General features: G+C 70.9%; 19 protein-coding genes. 10 read left to right on the forward strand and 9 right to left on the reverse strand.

What is annotated here, in order from left to right; all coding sequences use genetic code 11:
- Positions 1 to 129: 129 nt before the first annotated feature.
- Positions 130 to 1,455, forward strand: coding sequence for an alpha/beta fold hydrolase (locus tag ACFVYS_RS19985; RefSeq protein ID WP_389503698.1), 1,326 nt, complete (start codon positions 130 to 132; stop codon positions 1,453 to 1,455).
- Positions 1,456 to 1,632: 177 nt separating this feature from the next.
- Here the strand turns inward: ACFVYS_RS19985 and ACFVYS_RS19990 are convergent, their stop codons facing one another.
- Complete coding sequence (locus ACFVYS_RS19990; RefSeq protein ID WP_389503700.1) at positions 1,633 to 2,076, reverse strand: ATP-binding protein; 444 nt, start codon at positions 2,074 to 2,076, stop codon at positions 1,633 to 1,635.
- A gap of 370 nt (positions 2,077 to 2,446) precedes the next feature.
- Between ACFVYS_RS19990 and ACFVYS_RS19995 the strand changes: the two genes are divergently transcribed.
- From ACFVYS_RS19995 to ACFVYS_RS20005, 3 genes are all read left to right on the forward strand, one after another.
- Positions 2,447 to 3,094 (forward strand): RNA polymerase sigma factor, encoded by a 648-nt coding sequence (locus tag ACFVYS_RS19995; protein WP_389503702.1) that lies wholly within the window; start codon positions 2,447 to 2,449, stop codon positions 3,092 to 3,094.
- On the forward strand, positions 3,091 to 3,708 hold the full coding sequence (locus ACFVYS_RS20000) for a hypothetical protein (protein WP_389503704.1): 618 nt from the start codon (positions 3,091 to 3,093) through the stop codon (positions 3,706 to 3,708). The genes ACFVYS_RS19995 and ACFVYS_RS20000 overlap by 4 nt, the downstream gene beginning before the upstream one ends.
- Before the next feature lie 138 nt (positions 3,709 to 3,846).
- Positions 3,847 to 5,049: an acyltransferase family protein gene (locus ACFVYS_RS20005; RefSeq protein WP_389503849.1), complete on the forward strand. Its 1,203-nt coding sequence runs from the start codon at positions 3,847 to 3,849 to the stop codon at positions 5,047 to 5,049.
- On the opposite strand, the gene ACFVYS_RS20010 is transcribed toward ACFVYS_RS20005, so the two are convergent.
- The 3 genes from ACFVYS_RS20010 to ACFVYS_RS20020 all read right to left on the reverse strand — a co-directional run bounded on the left by ACFVYS_RS20010 (position 5,037) and on the right by ACFVYS_RS20020 (position 7,007).
- On the reverse strand, positions 5,037 to 5,873 hold the full coding sequence (locus ACFVYS_RS20010; protein ID WP_389503706.1) for a chitosanase: 837 nt from the start codon (positions 5,871 to 5,873) through the stop codon (positions 5,037 to 5,039). The two genes, ACFVYS_RS20005 and ACFVYS_RS20010, sit on opposite strands and share 13 nt — an antisense overlap.
- 163 nt (positions 5,874 to 6,036) lie before the next feature.
- Complete coding sequence (locus tag ACFVYS_RS20015) at positions 6,037 to 6,369, reverse strand: hypothetical protein (protein ID WP_389503707.1); 333 nt, start codon at positions 6,367 to 6,369, stop codon at positions 6,037 to 6,039.
- A 365-nt stretch (positions 6,370 to 6,734) separates the two neighbouring features.
- Positions 6,735 to 7,007, reverse strand: a complete 273-nt coding sequence (locus tag ACFVYS_RS20020; RefSeq protein WP_389503709.1) for a hypothetical protein — start codon at positions 7,005 to 7,007, stop codon at positions 6,735 to 6,737.
- 153 nt (positions 7,008 to 7,160) lie between these two features.
- Between ACFVYS_RS20020 and ACFVYS_RS20025 the strand changes: the two genes are divergently transcribed.
- Positions 7,161 to 7,865 carry a hypothetical protein gene (locus tag ACFVYS_RS20025; RefSeq protein ID WP_389503710.1) on the forward strand — a complete coding sequence of 235 codons (705 nt, stop codon included), beginning with the start codon at positions 7,161 to 7,163 and terminating at the stop codon, positions 7,863 to 7,865.
- 13 nt (positions 7,866 to 7,878) lie between these two features.
- On the opposite strand, the gene ACFVYS_RS20030 is transcribed toward ACFVYS_RS20025, so the two are convergent.
- Positions 7,879 to 8,049: a hypothetical protein gene (locus tag ACFVYS_RS20030; RefSeq protein ID WP_389503712.1), complete on the reverse strand. Its 171-nt coding sequence runs from the start codon at positions 8,047 to 8,049 to the stop codon at positions 7,879 to 7,881.
- A gap of 198 nt (positions 8,050 to 8,247) precedes the next feature.
- Complete coding sequence (locus ACFVYS_RS20035) at positions 8,248 to 8,619, reverse strand: hypothetical protein (protein ID WP_389503714.1); 372 nt, start codon at positions 8,617 to 8,619, stop codon at positions 8,248 to 8,250.
- 850 nt (positions 8,620 to 9,469) lie between these two features.
- Here ACFVYS_RS20035 and ACFVYS_RS20040 point away from each other — a divergent pair.
- The 3 genes from ACFVYS_RS20040 (at position 9,470) to ACFVYS_RS20050 (ending at position 13,492) form a co-directional block, all read left to right on the forward strand.
- Positions 9,470 to 11,008 (forward strand): alpha/beta hydrolase domain-containing protein, encoded by a 1,539-nt coding sequence (locus ACFVYS_RS20040; RefSeq protein WP_389503716.1) that lies wholly within the window; start codon positions 9,470 to 9,472, stop codon positions 11,006 to 11,008.
- A 279-nt stretch (positions 11,009 to 11,287) separates the two neighbouring features.
- Complete coding sequence (locus ACFVYS_RS20045) at positions 11,288 to 11,509, forward strand: hypothetical protein (protein WP_389503718.1); 222 nt, start codon at positions 11,288 to 11,290, stop codon at positions 11,507 to 11,509.
- A 372-nt stretch (positions 11,510 to 11,881) separates the two neighbouring features.
- Positions 11,882 to 13,492 carry a cation acetate symporter gene (locus ACFVYS_RS20050; protein ID WP_389503720.1) on the forward strand — a complete coding sequence of 537 codons (1,611 nt, stop codon included), beginning with the start codon at positions 11,882 to 11,884 and terminating at the stop codon, positions 13,490 to 13,492.
- 198 nt (positions 13,493 to 13,690) lie between these two features.
- On the opposite strand, the gene ACFVYS_RS20055 is transcribed toward ACFVYS_RS20050, so the two are convergent.
- The 3 genes from ACFVYS_RS20055 to ACFVYS_RS20065 all read right to left on the reverse strand — a co-directional run bounded on the left by ACFVYS_RS20055 (position 13,691) and on the right by ACFVYS_RS20065 (position 17,273).
- Entirely contained in the window at positions 13,691 to 14,755 is a 1,065-nt protein-coding gene (locus ACFVYS_RS20055) for a hypothetical protein (protein WP_389503722.1), read from the reverse strand.
- Between the two features lie 635 nt (positions 14,756 to 15,390).
- Positions 15,391 to 16,230: an endonuclease/exonuclease/phosphatase family protein gene (locus tag ACFVYS_RS20060; protein WP_389503724.1), complete on the reverse strand. Its 840-nt coding sequence runs from the start codon at positions 16,228 to 16,230 to the stop codon at positions 15,391 to 15,393.
- A gap of 191 nt (positions 16,231 to 16,421) precedes the next feature.
- On the reverse strand, positions 16,422 to 17,273 hold the full coding sequence (locus ACFVYS_RS20065; RefSeq protein ID WP_389503725.1) for a LysR substrate-binding domain-containing protein: 852 nt from the start codon (positions 17,271 to 17,273) through the stop codon (positions 16,422 to 16,424).
- 80 nt (positions 17,274 to 17,353) lie between these two features.
- On the opposite strand from ACFVYS_RS20065, the gene ACFVYS_RS20070 reads away from it, so the two are divergent.
- Positions 17,354 to 17,848, forward strand: a complete 495-nt coding sequence (locus ACFVYS_RS20070) for a cupin domain-containing protein (protein ID WP_389503727.1) — start codon at positions 17,354 to 17,356, stop codon at positions 17,846 to 17,848.
- Positions 17,849 to 17,922: 74 nt separating this feature from the next.
- Positions 17,923 to 18,285, forward strand: coding sequence for a DoxX family protein (locus ACFVYS_RS20075; protein WP_389503731.1), 363 nt, complete (start codon positions 17,923 to 17,925; stop codon positions 18,283 to 18,285).
- Positions 18,286 to 18,318 lie beyond the last annotated feature (33 nt).

Below are 18,318 nucleotides of genomic sequence, written 5' to 3' on the forward strand. Positions count from 1 at the left end.
AGCGGTACGGGGCAACGGTGGACGACCGGGGCCCTGTGCCGCTCGGTCGTCACGGTCCGCACCCCACCGGGCCGTCCGCCACCCGAGCCGCAGACGAAGGCTCGGCCTCCCCCTCACCGGAGGTCCGCCATGCCCGCCCCCACCCGCCTGCTGGCCGCAGCCGTCACCGCTGCCGCCTGCCTGGGCGTCACCGCCGTACCCGCCGACGCGGCCACGCAGTCGGACTCCGTCGTCTCGCGCGGCGTCACCATCCCCACGTTCTACAACCCGCCCGCCGCCCTCCCGGCGGCCGACGGCGCCCTCATCCGCTCCGAACCGCTCCCGCTGGCGTTGAGCCTGCCGGGCGTCGACGGACCGCTGCCCGGCACGGCGACCCGGCTGATGTACAAGTCCACGGACTCGGCCGGCCGGCCCATGGCCGTCACCGGCGCGTACATCGAACCGACGGCCCGCTGGACGAGCAGCGGACCACGGCCTCTGGTCGTCGTCGCACCCGGCACGATGGGCCAGGGCGACCAGTGCGCCGCCTCCCTCGGCCTCGAACACCCACTCGTCGTCAACGGCCAGACACTGTCGGTCGGTTACGAGGACCTGGCGATCTACCGACTGCTCGCCCGGGGCATCGCCGTCGTGGTCACGGACTACACCGGGCTGGGCACGACCGACCGGCTGCACACCTACGTCAACCGGGTCGACGAGGCCCATGCCGTCCTTGACGCCGTCCGCGCCGTCCGTTCCCTCGACGCCACGTCGCTGACGTCCGGCTCCCGGGTGGCCCTGTTCGGTTACAGCCAGGGCGGCGGGGCCACGGCCGCCGCCGCAGAGCTCCAGCCTTCGTACGCCCCCGACGTCACCCTCGCCGGGACCTACACCGGGGCTCCGCCCGCCGATCTGGTCGCTGTCACCAAGGCCATCGACGGCAGCGACCTGGCCGGCGCGCTGGGCTGGTCGGTGAACGGCTTCCTGGAGTCCGATCCGGCTCTCGTACCGATCGCCGAAGCGCACCTGAACACGGCCGGCCGCGCCGCGCTCAAGGACCTGTCGACGATGTGCGTGGGCGACGCCCTCCTCTCCTACAACTCCGCCGACAGCACCGACTGGACCACGGACGGGCGCTCACTCAGCGACATCGTCCAGTCCGAGCCGGCCCTCAAGGCGTTCCTGGCCGACCAGCGCATCGGCACCCTCGAGCCGGCGTCTCCGGTCCGGGTGGCGACCGGCACCGCCGACGACCTGGTACCGCACGCACAGGCGCGCGCCCTCGCCGTCGCGTGGTGCGCCAAGGGCGCCGACGTCACCTACAAGCCCGTGATCCTGCCCGGTCTCGGCCGGTCCCTGATCAACCACTTCACACCGTTGCTCGTCGACCAGGGCGACGCCATCTCCTGGCTGACCGACCGGCTCAACGGCAGGCCGGTCACCTCCAACTGCGCCACCCTTCCTTTCCAGCCCTGACCTTCTCCAGCCCCGACACGAGTCACTCGGCGGCGGCCGTTACGCGCAGTCGCGACGTACCGGTCGCCGCCGGGTCACGGACACGGGCCGGACACCGGCGCACGGCCGTCCGCCGGAGTCGACCGAGCCGGTCCGTGTCGGTCTGTGCCCGTCTGCGTCGGCCTGCCTCGGCCTGCGTCAGCCCGACAGACCCAGGCGGGCGACGATCCGCTTGCCGACCGGCTCCTGCGCGACGACGAAGTTCTCCACCACCGCCCGCACGATCTCCAGACCGTGCTGGCCCACCCGCGTCGGATCAGGCGCCTGGGGCACCGGCAGCACCGGATCGCTGTCCCAGACGACGATCTCCACCGCGGCCCCGACGATGCGCAGCTGGAGCAGGACCGGACCGGGCGCGTATCTGAGCGCGTTCGTGATCAGCTCGCTCACCACGAGCTGGGACAGATCCATGGCCCGGTCCGACACGGCGAGGCCGTCCCGGCTCTGCACGCGACGCAGGAAGTCGCCCGTGAGACGGCGCGCCCGGGAGATACAGCCGTCCTTGCCGTCCAGCGCCACCGTCGTCTCGGCAGGGTTCCCGCCGCGGGCGGAGGAACCCTGGTCGGGCGGAACAGGTTCCATCCGGACCGCCTTCAGTACCCCGTTCATATCGGCGCGGCTACCCGCGAACCCACCCCCTACGCACCAGCCGCACCGCTGACTCCGTCATCGTGCCGCTCGCCGTCCGAGGTGTCACCCGGAGCGGCGCCCGGGTCACCGTCCGCGCCCGGCACGACCCGCACCCGGTCCCGGCAGGCGGGCGGGCAGGCGCGTGGGACGGGTCGACGCCGGACCGGGACGCGCGCAGCGACCGGTCGCGTGCGTGACCGTGCCACGCCGGCGCTCGGCGCCTTCGTCTCCCGCCGGGTCCGGGTTCTTTCTGTGGACGCTTTTCGCACCTCGTTCCAAGAACGGGTGTAGCCCCTTTGAAGGACCCGAGAAGGAGACGCCTGTGGACGACGCGGAACGGTTACCGGGTGGGCCCGCCGCGGCGGTACGTGACCCGCGGCTCTTCGAGGAGTTCTACCGCCGCCACCTGGACGCGATGATGCGGTTCGTGGCCCGGCGCGTCGACGACCCGCACACCGCTGCCGACCTGACGGCCGAGATCTTCCTCGCCGTCCTGCGTTCGGCGCACTCCTACCGGCCGGACCTCGGCAGCGAGACGGCCTGGCTGTTCGGCATCGCCCGCAACGTGGTGTCGTCGGAACGGCGCCGGGTCGCCCGGGAGACGGAACGCGACCTGCGCTTCTCCGGGCGACGGCTGCTGGAGGCCGACGACATCGTCCGCATCGAGGACAGACTCGACGCGGAGAGCCCGGGACGGCGCGCCCTGGCCGCGCTGGCGAAGCTTCCCGAGGGCGAGCGGGCCGTCATGGAGCTGATCGCGGTGGACCAGCTCACCGTCACGGAGGCGGCGGCCGCACTGGGGATACGCCAGGTCACGGCCCGCGTACGACTGCACCGGGCGCGCAAGTCGCTGCGGCGGGAGGCGGAGGCCCAGGCCGCGGAGACGACGCCCCCGGCCGGCCGCACGGGTCCCGCGGAGGCCACGACGCCGGACGCACCGCTGCTGTACATCGCGAGGGGGGAAGCATGAGCACGAGGCGGACGTTCGAGGACCGGCTCCTGGACGAGCTCAAGAGGGAGATCGAGCTGCGCGAGACAGGGGTCGACCGGACCGGGCCGGCCGTGGTCGAACCTCGTGGCGGCGGAACTAGGGCGGCCGTGCGCCGTCTCTTCACCCCGCCCCGGATCGCCGTCGTCGCGGTGGCCTGCGCGGCGGTCTGGTTCGGCGCGGCGGTGGTGCCCGGCTCCTCGGCCTACTCGACGGCGTACGCGGTGGAGCGCCACGGAGACGGCACGGTCACGCTCACCGTGAAGGACCAGTCGATCGATGTCGGGGCCCAGCGCGAACTCGCGACGAGGGTGAGTGCGTGGGGCATCGAGGTGACCATCGATGTGTTGGCCCCGGGCTATGTCTGCGAGCGCAGCAAGTTCACCCCGTTTCCGGTCCCGGCCTTCGACCGACACGGCAACCGTGTCCCCGTCATCCCGATCAAGGCCGGGTGGGACCTTACCCTGCGCCGGGGCAACGTACTGAGCTTCGAGAACATGGAGGGCATGTCCCGGCCACGCGCGGTCGAGTTGTACCCCACCAAGGACCAGGCCGAGCCCTGCGTTCCGATGAAGGTCGTCCTGCCGGACGACTAGCGCCTGCCCCAGTCTGACGAACCCCTCACCCGCACAGGATCCGGTCCACGTATGCAACCCCCGTCCTTGGTTCCTCCACGCCCGGAGAAGTCACCCTCAGTAATCGAACAGTCACTCAACCCGCGCTCGGTGACGCGGTTGGGGTGGCTCGACGCGTTGCGTGCCGTCGCGGCTCTCGCCGTGGTCTTCGACCATTCGTCGTACGCGTTCCTGCCCGAGTTCCGGCAGGAGCTGATGCCGCAGTTCAACATCGGGCGGTACGGCGTCATGCTGTTCTTCCTGGTCAGCGGGTACATCGTCCCCGCGTCACTGGAGCGCCGGGGGTGCGTCCGGTCGTTCTGGATCGGACGGGTGTTCCGCATGTACCCGCTGTGGGCGGCCGCCGTCACCGCGGTGCTCATGCTCGACCTGCTGGGCGTCGCCGAGTTGCGCGCCGGTCCGGGCCGGCAGAGCCTCACCACGGTCGCCGTCGCCCATCTCACGCTGCTCCAGGAACTGCTGGGGACGCCGAGTGCCCTTCTCGTCCTGTGGACCCTCTCCTACGAGATGGCCTTCTATCTGCTGGTCGTCGCGCTCTTCACGGTCCGTCTGCACCGTCGGTCGGCGGCGATCACCTGCGCCCTGGCCGCGCTCGCCGCCGTGAGCGCGGCGGTGGGGGGCCGGCTGCCGGCCTCCGCGCTCTCCGGCGCGGTCGGCACCGGCCCGCTGGTCGCGCTCGCCACGGTCGTCCTGGTGCTCGCCGGCTGCTGTGCGAGCGCCGGGACACCCGTGCTGCGTGTGGCCGGAGGGGTGCTGGGCGGGGTGTCGGCGCTCGTCCTGGTCGCCTTCAACGGCACGGTCGCGATGTGGGAGGGGCTGGTGATTCTCGCCGTGATGTTCCTGGGCACCGCGGTCCACCGGGCCGAGAAGGGCGGGGGCGGCCGGTGGTGCGTGGCCGGCACGGCCGCCGTGGTGCTCGCCTGCGCCGTGGGGAGTGCGTACGGGCAGGGCGACGGCGCCCACTTCACCCGGCGCGGCTGGATCCTCGCGTTCCTGATGGCCGCGCTCACCTTCGGCGCCGGACTGGCCGCGCGCCGCCGTCGCGTACCGCGCTCGCTGACCGCACTGGGAACGATCAGCTATTCGGTCTACCTGGTGCATCCGGTGCTGCTGGCGGTGACCGACGGCACGGTCGGCCGGTGGCGGCAGGACGTGCCCGCGCTGGAGGCGGCGTTCTTCGCCGTGCTGCTGCCGCTGTGCGCACTGACCTACCGGTACGTCGAGGTACCGGGTCAGGCGTGGGGCCGCAGACTGGCACGCCGCGTCCAGCCGGGATCACGCGGTGGCGGTCAGCCGATGTGATAGCTGTCGCCGTACACCTTCCAGTCCAGGGGCGGGTCGAGGTCGAGGTTGCCGTTGCTCAGGAAGACGCGCTGGGCGGTGTCGACCCGGCTGGTGTCGCTGTGCGCCTCCTCCTGCTTCATGGCCCAGACGCGGGCGTCGAGGAAGGCGTTCAGATACGTCGTCTCGTCGCCGCCCTGGGTCGGCGGCTTCGCCTTCGCCAGCGCCCGCTTGCGGATGTTGCGGAAGCTCGTGGGGTCGGTTCCGTCGCCGTGCATGACGATGGCGTCGTAGTAGGCGAACTGGCCGAGGACCCGCAGGCCGTCCGTCCTGCCCTGCCGGACGGCGGGGTTGAAGTAGACGCGGTCGCGCTCGTCGTTCTGGGCCTGCTGGAAGGCCGTGTCCTGGGCGGCCTTGCGCCAGTCCTTCGGGTAGTTCGGGTCGAGACCGGCGTGGGAGTCGGTGCCGTCGACCTCGCGCAGAGCGGGCAGGTACTTGGCGAGGACGTTGCCGGGCTTGCGGTCGCTGTAGAGCTGGACGAGGTCGAGCATGTCGTGGGTCCCGGAGCAGAACCCGATGATGCCGGCTGTGTAGCCCCGGCCGTCGCCGATGTCCTCGATGTACCGGTACTGGGCCTTCCAGTCGAGCGAGGAGTTCTCCGCGCTCGACACCAGCTTCATGGCGATCTCCTTCTTCGCCGGGTCGTCGAGGCTCTTCGCCGCGGTGGCCGCGGTCGCCCGGCGGGCGTCGAGGAGCGGCGCGGCGGCCAGGGCGCCGGTGAGGGCGAGGAAGAGTCGGCGGGAGGTGGGGGTGGGGCCGTCGACCGGCCGGGATATGTGCACCACAGTGGCTCCAGGTGAGGAGTGGGGGGTGGGGTGACGCTGCACTGCGACTGACAGGAAAGTTTCCTATCAAGGCTCGGCGACAGAAGTAACCCATCGAAGCCATGTTCGTGCGATCGAACAAACGGCCCCACCGCCACTGACCCACCGTCACGCGGGCCGGGAGCTAGAACAGTTGGAGCACCTGAGAGGTCAGGAACCCGAGCAGGCCGACATGGAAGACGACCATGCAGATCCACTGCGTGACGGACATGCGCCAGGACGCCGCCCGGAGGATCTCCCACTCACTGACCGCGAAGGCGGCCAGCACCAGGGCGAGCACCTCCCACACCACGTGCCACCAGCCCGAAGGGGTCGCCCCCGTCGTGGCGTCCATGGCGGCCGGGACGCGCGCGACCCGCCCCAGCAGAACGAGGCCGATAAGCAGCTTGTGCCAGCCATGACGGACCGTCGGCGCGGCGGTCGTCACCCGGGAGGCGGGCGTGAATCCTGTGGACATTCGCACATTTGATCACCATCCCGGAATGGAGGCCATCGTTCCGTTCGCCCTGGCGCAGGTGACCCGCCCCTTCGCCCGCACCGCGCGATCCCTTTACCGAGGTGTCATGCCCCTGTAACTTCCGCGCGCAAGTCCTTTCAGGAAGCTGCCGGTTGCTCTTTCGTGGCGACTCCCTCCATTCGCTGCCCGTACCGGGAGAGGCCATGAGGCGCGCACCGAGCTGTACTACGGCCCGGAGATCGAGTTCCAGAAGGGCAAGCAGATCGACTGCGGGCCGAGCTCGGGTGTACGTACTGAACGGGCCCGGGAAGATCGGCGCCGACGGGCCGTATCTGAAGTAGCACCGCTACCGGACCAGGGCTGGTTCAGGGGGCGCCCGGCGCGTCGCCCAGCCAGTCGAAACGGCGGTCGTCGCCGGTGCGTCGCCCGTACAGGGCGCGGCCGCCGGGCCCGTAGCGGCCTATCTCCGTGATCAGCGCCACCTCGCGCAGCTCGTGCCGGGTCCGGTCCGTGACGTCCAGCAGCAGGCCGTCCAGCGGGCCGCCCACGAGTTGCGCGTAGGTGCGGTCCGGGCGGGGTCCCGCGTCGTCGTGGTCGGAGCCGTAGACCCGGCCCCGCAAGAACTCAACCTCGTCCATGACCAGCAGCTTGTCACCCACCACTGACAACGGCCCGTTGAGCACTCTTCGGCCAAGGCCATGGCGCAAAAGTGGCATCCGGGCGCGATCCCCGACCCGGCCGGGTATCCACCCCCTACGCAACGTTGTGTAGGGGGTGGGGGGCCGGCCCTGATGGCACGCAGGCGGGAGCAGGCGCGGACCGGCGATTCGGCGCGGGCCCGGCGTCGCCGGACCGTGCGCGAACTGCGCGCGTCGGGCCGCTACGGACCACGGTTGCGCGAGGTGCTGCCCGCCCTCACCGCCACGGTCGTCGTCCTGGGCGCCGCCCTCGGGGGGCTCGCGCTGGTCTACCGCGAGTTCGGCGGTCCGGCCTGCGCGCTGCTGCTGGCGCCGCTGGCGGTGGTCGCAGCCGTCCTGCGCCGTCTGTCCAGACGGCCGGCCCGGCGGCGGGGCGGGTACTACACCGCCCAGGAGCTGGCGGAGCTGGACATGCCGGAGCTGGTGCTCGCCGTGGCCCGGATGCTCCGTCGGGACGGCTGGCGGGTGCTGCCGCCGCCTCGGCACGACACCCACCATCTCGCCGCCCGCGATGGCCGTGGACGGCTGCTCGACGTGGCGTTCCGTCCCGTGGCCGAGCCGCTGCCCGACGAGGAGTCGGCCTGTTCCTGCCGGGCGCGGCTGCGGGTGCGCGGGCGAGCCGGACCCCCACTGCGGCTCGTCGTGCACCGGGGCACGTTCACCCACCGGGACGAGGTGTGGGCCTCGCGCGAGCCCCACACGTATCTGATCGACGGTCCTCGTCTTCAACTGTGGGCATGTGGAACGCCGTTGGCCCAGCTGGCGGGCGGGCTCGTCCCCTCCCCCCGGCGCGCGTGATCCCCGTCGCCGCTCAGCCCCGCCGGGCGGTCGCCGAGGCGGCCGGTTCGTCGGGCGGACCCGGCTCGGCGTCGGCGGCGGTGGGCCTGGGACGGGTCGGAGCGGTCGGTGTACGGCCTCCGGTCACCAGGCGTACGAGGAGGTGCGCGTGCCCCGCGGCCACGGGACCGAGCACGGCCAGCACGAGGACGTACCCGGCGATGAAAGGGGCGAGCCGGTCGTCGAGTCCTGTCCCCGATGGGATTCCTCACCCCGCCCGAGTCAGGGGCTACTGCTGGGCCGCTGGTGCTGCCAGGAGTCGCGGTCGGCGCCCACGTCGCCCGCGAGCGCCTCAGGCCGGTGGCAGCACCTCGCACGTCGGCACCGCAGCAAGGCCCCGAGGTCAGTAGGCGGCGATCCAGCGCCGGACGGCCTCGTTGACGGTGTCGTCGAGGGCGCTCAACGCTTCCACGGCATGCAGGTCTCCTGGCACGGGCGCGACTCCCGCTCGGATGAGTGCCGCGTGCAGCTCCAGGCGGCGCCGGTCGGCCGGAGCCATCACCGGCGGAAGCCGCCGGCTCGGGTCGGGAGCGGGCCACGGTGCCTCCTCCTCGGCCGCCCGCGCCTGGGGTGGCACGCGCCAGTCCTCGTCCCCCCACTGCTCTCCGGAGTCCGCCCCGGTCAGAGTCGCATGCGCGTCGAAACCGCAGCGGTAGGGGTCCAGGATCAGCTCGGGCACCGTCACGGCGGTCGGCGAGTACTGCCACTCCTGCATACAACCTCCAGCATTCGGCGTTCGCTTGGTGTCCAGGAGGCGGCCTGCCCGGTCGACGGTTGCAGGACCGGCAACGAACCACCCGAACGTCCCCAAACCCATCTCGTCACACCACTGCGCCACCTGGCGGCCTCCCCTCCCCCGGCCGTACGCCGTCATGCCCGAGGACCTGGTAGCCCAGGGCCCTCAAGGACCCGGACGTCGGCCACCCGAGCCAGACGACGTCCGAGATGCCTGCTCCTCGGTGAGGTCGGCGAAGGACGCGTTGTGGTCGGAGGTGAAGCAGACCACCTCGCGGCGCCCGGGGTCGCCGGCCAGCGAGGAAGCCCTGATCGACGGTTGCCCCCAGCGGATGCTTCGGGCTTGCCTGAAGACGCGGACCGTGGCCCCGGCCGCCGGTGTCCCGGCAGCTCACCAGCGGCCCAAGAGAGCCGCGACTGCGTCCCCGAGAGGTGCTGGACCGCCTGCCGCCGCCCTCATGGGCGATATGAGCGCCTGAAACGGTCCGTTCGTCGTCACATTGCCGCCACCCGGTGATCACCCGATCCGAAGATCGTTTCGCGATCCGGAGAACACGTGACCCGCCGATCACCGCGAACGCCCTCGACCCGGATGGGACATTGAGTGTTTGGGACTCACGGCCCGCCGACAGTTGGCCGCGCTCCGGCTGACTGCCGCCGGGCTACCGCCATGCATCTGCCGCACAAGGCCGAACCCGCGCCGCGCACGACGCGGTGGCAGGGGCCGCCGTTGCGCGACACCGGTGAATTCGCCGTTGGCCGCCCGGCGCGGGAGGACGAGAGTGCGTCGACCTGACCATTCGACACATTCACGGAGGCAACCCGTGCGCATGTCCGTTCGGTTACCCCGGCGGTGGGCCACCGCCACCGCCCTGGGAGCGGTGCTCGTCACCACGCTCCTCGGCACGTCACCCGCCCAGGCCGGTCCCGCGCAGGCCGGTTCTGCCCGGGCCGAGGCCGCGAACCCCACCGTCAGCGTCCCGCCGGCCGGCAGCCACGGCTTCCCCTTCCTGGCGGCGGCGGAGGACCTCGGCTCGTTCGGCTACACCGAGAGCGAGTCCTTCATCGCGGGCACGGCCACCTCGTACTCCAAGTCGGGGCTGTGGGGCTCCGACGGCCGCTGGAACGTACGTGCGTCCGGCCGTGCCGCCTACCAGAGCCGCCTTCTCGTCCGTCGGCCCGTCGACGCGGCGAAGTTCAACGGCACCGTCGTCGTGGAATGGCTCAACGTCAGTGGGCAGCTCGAGCTCTCCCCGGACTACTGGTTCGAGCGGGACGAACTGCTGCGCGAGGGATACGCCTGGGTCGGTGTCTCGGCTCAGGCGGTCGGCATCAACGGCGGTCTCGGCGAGATCAAGGGGCTGAAGGGCTGGGATCCGGCCCGGTACGGCAGCCTGGTCCACCCCGGTGACGCCTTCGCCTACGACATCTTCAGCCAGGCGGGGCAGGCGCTGCGCACCCCTGACGGGCCCGATCCGCTCGGCGGCCTCACGATCAGGACGCTGCTCGCCGACGGCGAGTCGCAATCGGCCGGTCTCATGACGACGTACGCCAACGCCGTCCAGCCCGTCTCCGGCGTCTACGACGGCTTCCTGGTGCACAGCAACAGCGCCCTTGCCGCACCCATCAGCGGCGACCTGGGTGACATCCTGCTGATGCCGTACCCGTCGCGGATCCGTACCGACCTGTCCGTACCGGCCTTCGTCGTACTCACGGAGACCGATGTGCCGGGAGCGTCCGCGGCGCGGCAGCCCGACACCGACCGCCTCGTGCGCTGGGAGGTGGCCGGCACCGCCCACGGCGACCAGTGGGCCTACGACCTCGGCCGGCCGACGGTGACCAGGTCCGCGGGTACGGCCGCACCGCAGCCCGACTGCGCCGCCGGATCGGCCCCGTACAACGACGGCCCCGGCCACTACGCGATGAACGCGGCGCTGCACCACCTGGCCCGCTGGGCGCAGGGCGGCCCCCGACCCGCGAGCGGCGCGCAACTCAACGCCGACCTGCGCGACCCCGCGACCGGCCTGGCCGCCGGCGGCATCCGGCTCCCCGACGTGGCGGTGCCCACGCGTACGCTCACCGGCGCCCGGGACACCGGCGGCAGCGGAGTCTTCTGCGGTCTCTACGGCGCCCGGGACCCGTGGAACGGCGACACCGACCCGTGGGACCGGCACGACGCGGCCGACCCGTCCGACCCGGCCTTCCCGCCCCGCGCGGAACCGGTGCTCAGCCGGTTGTACCCGACGCACGAGGAGTACGTGAGCAAGGTGCGGGCTGCCGCGCAGGCCTCCACGACCGCCGGGTACCTTCTTCCGGAGGACGCGGCGACGGTCGTCACGGCCGCCCAGGAGTCGGACATCGGCGGCTGACACCCGGCGGCTGACACCCGATCGACTGCCGACTGCCGCACGCACTCTCCTCGCCAACCGCCGCGCACGGCAGGACCTTACACAGCGCCGAGCCGATCGGACCACCGTCGCCTCGTCCCGGAGGCGGCGGTGCGGCGTCGGCTCGGCGCTGCCGGTGAGAGCGGGTCGACAGGACGGCTGACATGGCCCGACGTCCGACCGTACGGGTCCTTGATCATCACCGGGGCGTGTCGGCCGAGGGGCAGGGGTAGGAGAAGGTGCAAGGACGGAGGAGCATTGATGAGTGAACGTCAGGACTGCGAGTGGTCGGCGATGACGCCGGCGGACTTCGACCGGGACGTCCCGCTGCGTCTGAACGTGGGGACGGGGCCCACCCCTGTGCCGGCCGAACCCGACGAGTACGGCACGGTCCCGCTCTTCGGCCAGGAGCCGGCCGCCCGGCAACCGGTCCGGCGCACCGGGGGCCGGTCCGGCCCCGTGGAGCAGGACCAGCTGTTCTGACCGAGCCGGGACGGCGGCCATGAACGATCCACCGACCACGTGCGGAAGCCGGCCGTGAACGGGCTGCGTGCGGACACGTCGAGGGCCGTCGCGGCGAGCCTGTGCCCTCGCACAGCCCCGCCGCGGCCCCGCTGTGCGACCGCCTCCTGCGTGCCCCGCCCGCTGTACGGGGCCCCGGCCGGCTGATGGCATGACCGCCATGTCTCCCGCAGCCCCTCCACCGCCAGACCCGTACGAACCGCACACGCCGAACGGCCCGTACGAACGGAACGGCCCGGACGCGCCGAACGATCCGTACGCGCCGAAAGCCCCGTCCCCTTCGACGACTTCGCGCACGGCAACGGCACCGGCACCGGCACCGGCGGGCCGAGCATGAGCACCGGCGACGGCCATTCGCTCGCCGTCGTGGTCTTCCTCGTCTTCGTCGCGGTGTCCCTGCTGATGTGTGGGCTGGCGGCGGCCGATCTGGACGATCCCGAACACTTCTACGCGGGTGGCAGCGCCGCCTTCGGCCCGGTCGGCAGCGGACTCGCCATCGCCGGCGACTACATCTCCGCGGCCACCCTGCTCAGCACCACGGGCTCGGTCGCCCTCGACGGCGCCGACGGCATGCTCTTCGCGTGCGCCACCGTCGTCTCGCTCTACCTGGTCATGCGGATCCTGGCCGAACCCCTGCGCCGTGGCGGCGTGTTCACCCTGGGGGACTTCTTCGCCGAGCGGCTCGGAGACCTCTCCGTACGCCGCGCTCTCGGCGTCGCCACCCTCGTCGTCCTCACGCCGCTGCTCCTGGTGCAGCTCTCCACCGCGGGTCACATCATGGTGGCCATGTTCGGTCTCCCCGACGGCGCGCTCACCGGCTGCACCGTCGCCGCCGGGACGCTGATGGTCTGTTACGCCGCGTTCGGCGGGATGCGCGGCATCGGTTACGTACAGGTCCTCAAGGTCGGTGTCGTGCTGACCGCGGTGCTGCTTGTGGCCGGGCTCGTCCTGGCCCGGTTCGGATGGTCACCGGCGGGCCTCTTCCACGCCGCCCGGGACCGCTCCGAGGCGGGAGCCGACTACGCGCACCCCGGACTGCACTTCGGCCACTCCCTCGCCGGGCGCCTCGACCTGATCAGCTTCGAGACCACCCTCCTGCTCGGCGCCGCCTGTCTGCCGCACCTCACCATGCGGCTGCACCCGCTGCGCGACGCCCGTACCGCTCGCCGTGCCGTCGGCTGGGCCGTGGGACCCGTCACGCTGGTGTGCGCCGCCGTGGTGGTGGCCGGACTCGGCGCCTGCGCGCTGATCGGCCGGGACCTGCTGCGGGCCGCCGACCCCGGGGGAGCGACCGCGCTGCTGATGCTGACGGGCGCGCTCGACCCGGTCGCCGGGGGAGTGCGGAACAGCATGGTGTTCGCCACCGTCGCCTGCGCCGTATTCGTGACCACGCTCGCGGCCGTCGCCGGTATCACGCTGGCGGCCGCCTCCAGTCTCGTCCGCGACTTCGGCGGCCGGCCCGTCCATGCAACCGCGCGCCGCTCGCCCGGCGGCGAGATCCGCCGGGCGCGGATCGGCATCGTCCTGGTCGGAGCCGCCGCCGTCGTGCTGGCCGTGATCGTCCAGGACCGCGGCAGACTGACACTGATCTCACTGTCGTTCACCGTCGCAGCCTCGGTGCTCGCTCCGGTCCTGCTGTACGCGCTCTTCCTGCCCGGCTACACGGCCACCGGGGCGCGCTGGACCGTCTACGGGACCTTGCCACTGATCGCGCTGCTCCTGTCGGGGTCCCCCGCCGTGTCGGGGACACCTATCGCCCTCTTCCCCGACCGCGACTTCCACTGGTTCCCGCTCCAGACCCCGGGGCTGATCACCATCCCCGCGGGTTTCCTGCTCGGTCTCATCGGCCGTACCCGCCCCGGGCCCCCGCGAGAATCCTGGCACCACGGAACGGAATCCACCCACCGTGACGCACGCAGCCACGATGCCGCGGGACGCCCCTGAGCCTGCTCCGGCGCCGCTCGGGCATGGCTCGTGGGAGGTGATGCCCCGGCAGGTGATCGGCAGTCGCGTGCCGGGGGCCTCGGGATCGTCGCTCGAATCCTTTACTGCTCGACCTCGTGTCGGAGAAGCGGTTCCTGAACCCATGATTGCTTCCCGGGCAGTTGCCGCAGTCTGCTCCTCAACACCGTCAGCGCGCTGTCATTCGACTCTCTCGAGAAGTTCGGTCGCCGCGTACCGGAGTTGGAAGGTATGAGCGTGTTCGCCGTCCATCCAGTACAGAGTCATGGCGGACAGCATGCTCTCCTTCACCCACCGCGTGCGGGAGGGATTGCCGGCTTCCTGGTCGAGGATCCATGCCTCGACTTGTTCTGGCAGGCCGAACGTCAGCGCGTAAGCGGCCGGGTCCTCCAGTGGCCGGATCTGCCACACGGGGTGCGGTGCCGCCTGCCGAAGCCGGCGCAGGCGGACGGAGTGGGTGGGTTGCCGGAGGGCGTAGTTCACGAAGCCGTACAGGTCGTCGGAGGCAAGCCCGAGAACAAAGGGTGCGGCGGGGAACGCCAGGACCATTCCGAGGGTGGACCGGCTGCGCAGACTGTCGGCCAGCACGTCGAGGGGGCCGGTCACTGAAGGATCGGTGGCTACCGGCTCCTCCCACAGGTTCAGCAGCGGCCGACGCAGGTAGTTGCGGATGGCGTGGATGGTGGGGAGATCAGCTGCCGGCATCGCATCCATCGCAGCGTGTACGGCTTTGGCTGCCGCCCGCACCAAGTCGCGGAGCTTTCTGAAGTCCGGCATAGACAGGTCAACCAGCGATATCTGATGGGCGAGCGCGAACTCCTGGGCGTCCTGGGTGAATCCGGAGGTGGAGAAGATCGCGTAGCTGTAGCGGTACCGGGTCCTTGGCCGGCGCGGACCCGAGTTCGTCGTCACGGTGGTCATCACGTTTTCGTTCACGTCGTGCACGACACCATGTCCGTTACGGACCGTGGAAAGCCGCACCTTGGTCTGGGTGAACTTCGCTTCCACGAACAGGCGAACCGGCAGCGAGAACGGCGGCACGTAGCGGAACTGCCCCAAGGTGTCGGCCTGGTGCCAGGCTCCGCGGCCTCGGACAACCAGGCCGTGGTTGCGTTCCTCCAGCACCTTCCAGGGTGGCTGCTCCTGATCGTCCTGGCCAGTGAGCACCTCGTACCCGCTGGAGCGCAGCATCCAGGCGAGGACTTCTTCCAAGATGTATCCGCGGAGCGCAGCCTCACTGATCATGGCGAGACCCTAATAGACGCGTTGGAAGCCTGTCATGGAACATTTCAGGTCGCCGTGCGCTCGCGCTCCGCCCCAAGGCGGTGCCCTCGCCGAGGCCTCCGCCAAGCCAGTGGCGTGGTACTCGCTCGGCCCACTCCGATCCCTGGTCTGCCCGAATTCCAGGCGTCTGTCCCACGCTTTTGTGGGCGATGCGCCCCGGGGGGGCTGCGGTGGTCGTCCTGCCTCCGAGGGGTGGGCGATTGATCCAGCCATGTATTTGGCAGCCCCCTGATTCAGCGCTGCGGCGACTCGGTTGCTCCCGGCCTTCGTGGAGCTTCTCGCAAGGCACGTCGCCTCGTTGCGGTGGTTACCCGGCCGGATGCCGACGAGTTGAGCCGGCCGGCACCAGCTCGCAGGCGCTGCGCGCGGAGTCGAAGAGGAACTCCATCAGGGTCCGGGAGCGGCCGAGGGCCACATCCTCGGTGTGCGGCGGCGACGTGGGTCACCGACTCAGCAGATCACTCAGCGCCGCAGGAATCATTGACAAGTCGGCCCGGAACCAGGCGGTGATGGCGCTGAGCACCACGAAGGCGCGGGCCGGGCGAAGCCGATCGGTGGCCCTCGGGGACATCGGTCGAGCCGGGCGCAATGCCCGCTCAGGTTGTGTCCAGGTCGGCGTGCACCAGGTCGTGGTCCGAGTACGAGGTCGGATGCACACCGTGCTTGAGCGGGACGATGCCTCGCAGGAAAATGTAGTCGAACTTGCTCTGCCAGTCGGTGGTCGTCCTGCAGTCGCCGGTGCGCGTGGGACGGCACTGGGGGTCCGCGTCCGCGGCCAGTTCCCAGATCCCGGTGAGTTCGGAGGCGTCCGGCACGGCGTTGAAGTCGCCGAGGACGATCGCGCGCTTGTGCCGGGCGACGTCAGCGGCGAGTACGCCGATCTGGTCTGCTCGGACCGCCTCTTGTCGGCGTTCGGCAAGGTGTGTGTTGAAGATCCGCAAACGCTGACCGCCCACCGTGGTGGTGACCGCCATATACCCACGGTCTTCGGATCCGCCGTCGGGATATTCCACGTTGACGACGTCTGTCATCGGTGCCGCCGAGAGAACCGCCTGGCCGTAGGCCCCCGGGCTCCACGGCACTCCCCCGCAGCGGCCCCAATTCTGCAGAACCGTCCCGTACTCGACGTGGTAGACCAGCCCGTGGAGTCTCTCCAGAGAGTCCCGGATCCTCTCGACGTCCCGCACGCACGCCTCTTGCAGGCCGATGACCTGGGGTGCGTACCTGGCGATCTCCGCCGCCCGGTCGACGTCGCTTTGCTCACAGGGGTTGCAGATGTTCCACGTCATGACCCGGTTCGGTACGACATCCCTGACGGCTTCGACGGGCCGTGACCCGGCGGAGGGAGCACCACTCCGTGCGCTGTGGCCTACGAGCGCCACGCACGCCACGATCAAGGCGCCTGTGAGCAGACGCATTCCCCTACCGGGCACCATCGCCTCCTCACAGTGGAAATCCATGGCATCGGACGGCCCCCACGCACGAGGTTATGGGACGGGGCTGTCAACAACACATGCGGCATGGCGGATTCCCACCCAGGACCCGACAGGACAGACGACTCCACGCGCCGACCTGTCCCCACTGGCGCAGACACCACCAAGCCACCGCCCTCCACGACTTGGGACGCTCAGTTGCCGTAAGCGGTGATCGCGGTCTGGAGGAACGAGCGGATCAGTGGATTGGTGTCGCCCTGGTTCCAGGCCACCACCACCCGGCTCGGCGGCATGTCGATCAGCGGCACCACGGCGAGCCCCGCTGCCGGCTCGTGGTCCAGGAGAGTCATGCCGACCGTGCCGTTCCAGAGAACGGTCTGTCGGCATTCCTGGACGGCACGCACCACCGGGCCCTCGCGAGGCTCCCCGCCGTTCCAGTACGACTGCCAGAGGGGGTCGGTGCCCTCCGGGAAGACGAACCAGCGGCGGTCGGCCAGGTCGGCCAGCTTCAGGCTGTCGCGCCGGGCCAGCGGGTCGTCGGCGCGCAGCAGCGCGCCCACCGGGTCGGCGCGCAGTTCGTGCACGGCCAGGCCGGTCTCGTCGAACGGCGTGCGGGTCAGGGCGACGTCGACCAGTCCGGCGTGCAGCCCACAGGTGGGATCGGTCAGGTCGGTCTCGCGGACGCGGACCTCGAGGCGCGGGTGCCGTCGGTGGTAGGCGCGGGCGAGCCGGGTTGCGCGCGGGTCGGTGCTGTCACCCAGGATGCCGACGGTGATGGTCGCGGCGCCGGCCGCCGCGGCCACACGTGCGCGTACCCGTTCGGCCTGGTCGAGCAGGGCGCGGGCCTCGTCGAGCAGCACCGCTCCCACCGGAGTGAGCCTGACACCGGAGGAGGACCGGTCGAACAGCGTGGCGCCGACCTCGGTCTCCAGCTGCTTGATCGCCCGGCTCAGCGGGGGCTGACTCATGTGCAGGCGGGCGGCGGCCCGGCCGAAGTGGAGCTCCTCGGCGACCGCCACGAAGTAGCGCAGCGTGCGTAGCTCCATGGTGCGACGATACCCGTACGGTATCGAGGCCACGAAATGAGTCTTGGACAGTCGCGGCGCCCCGGCCGTGAAATCGACGTATGACCGACGAACCGAAGACCCGTGAGCCGATGGCCTGCCCCACCGTGTCGGTGGTCGGTCCGGGCGGCGGGGAGACGATCCTCCTGGGCACCACGCGCATGCGCGTCCTCGAGGACGGCGGCAACACGGGGCACCGCCTGGGGATCGCCGAGTCCGTCCTCGCGCCGCGTACGCCCGGGCCGCCGCAGCATCGTCATGCCCAGCACGACGAGGGCTTCTACATCATCTCCGGCACCGTGCGGTTCACCGTCGGGGAGAACGACCACGACGCGACCGCGGGCACGCTCGTGATGGTCCCGCCCGGAGCCCCGCACACGTTCGCCAATGTGACCGACCAGCCGGCCGTCATGCTCAGCACGTTCACGCCGGACCTGTACGTGCAGTACTTCCGGGACCTGCAGGACATGACGGCCGGCGGCCGGGCGCTGACCCCACGGGCGAGCATCCAGACGATGAGCCGCTACGCCACCGAGCCCGCCACCGACTTCGCCTGATCGCCTGATCGCCTGGAGGGCAACGCGGGTCCGGCTGCCCGTACCGCATCAGTGACGGCCGAGGAAAGGACATCGTGAACGTCGCCTATTGGATCGTTGCCGGTCTGCTCGCTCTGTTCTATCTCTACGGGGGCGGGGTGAAGATGGTCCGGAGCCGTGAGCAGCTCCGGCCGATGATGGCCTGGGTGGACAGCACGCCGATGCCGGCCGTCAGGGCCATCGGGCTCATCGAGGTGCTCGGCGCTATCGGGCTGATACTGCCACCACTGACCGGGATCGCGCCCTGGTTGGCTCTGGCCGCGGCCATCGGGTTCGTGATCCTTCAGATCGCGGCGACCAGGGTTCACCTGAGCCTCGGAGACCGACAGATCGCCCTCAACCTCACGCTCATTCTCACAGCGGCCGTAGCCATCTGGTTGGCGACGACATGGGTGTGACCTCAGGCAGGACCAGCGATGCCGGGGCAGGCG

Source organism: Streptomyces sp. NPDC058295, from assembly GCF_042880655.1.
Lineage (GTDB): Bacteria > Actinomycetota > Actinomycetes > Streptomycetales > Streptomycetaceae > Streptomyces > Streptomyces coriariae.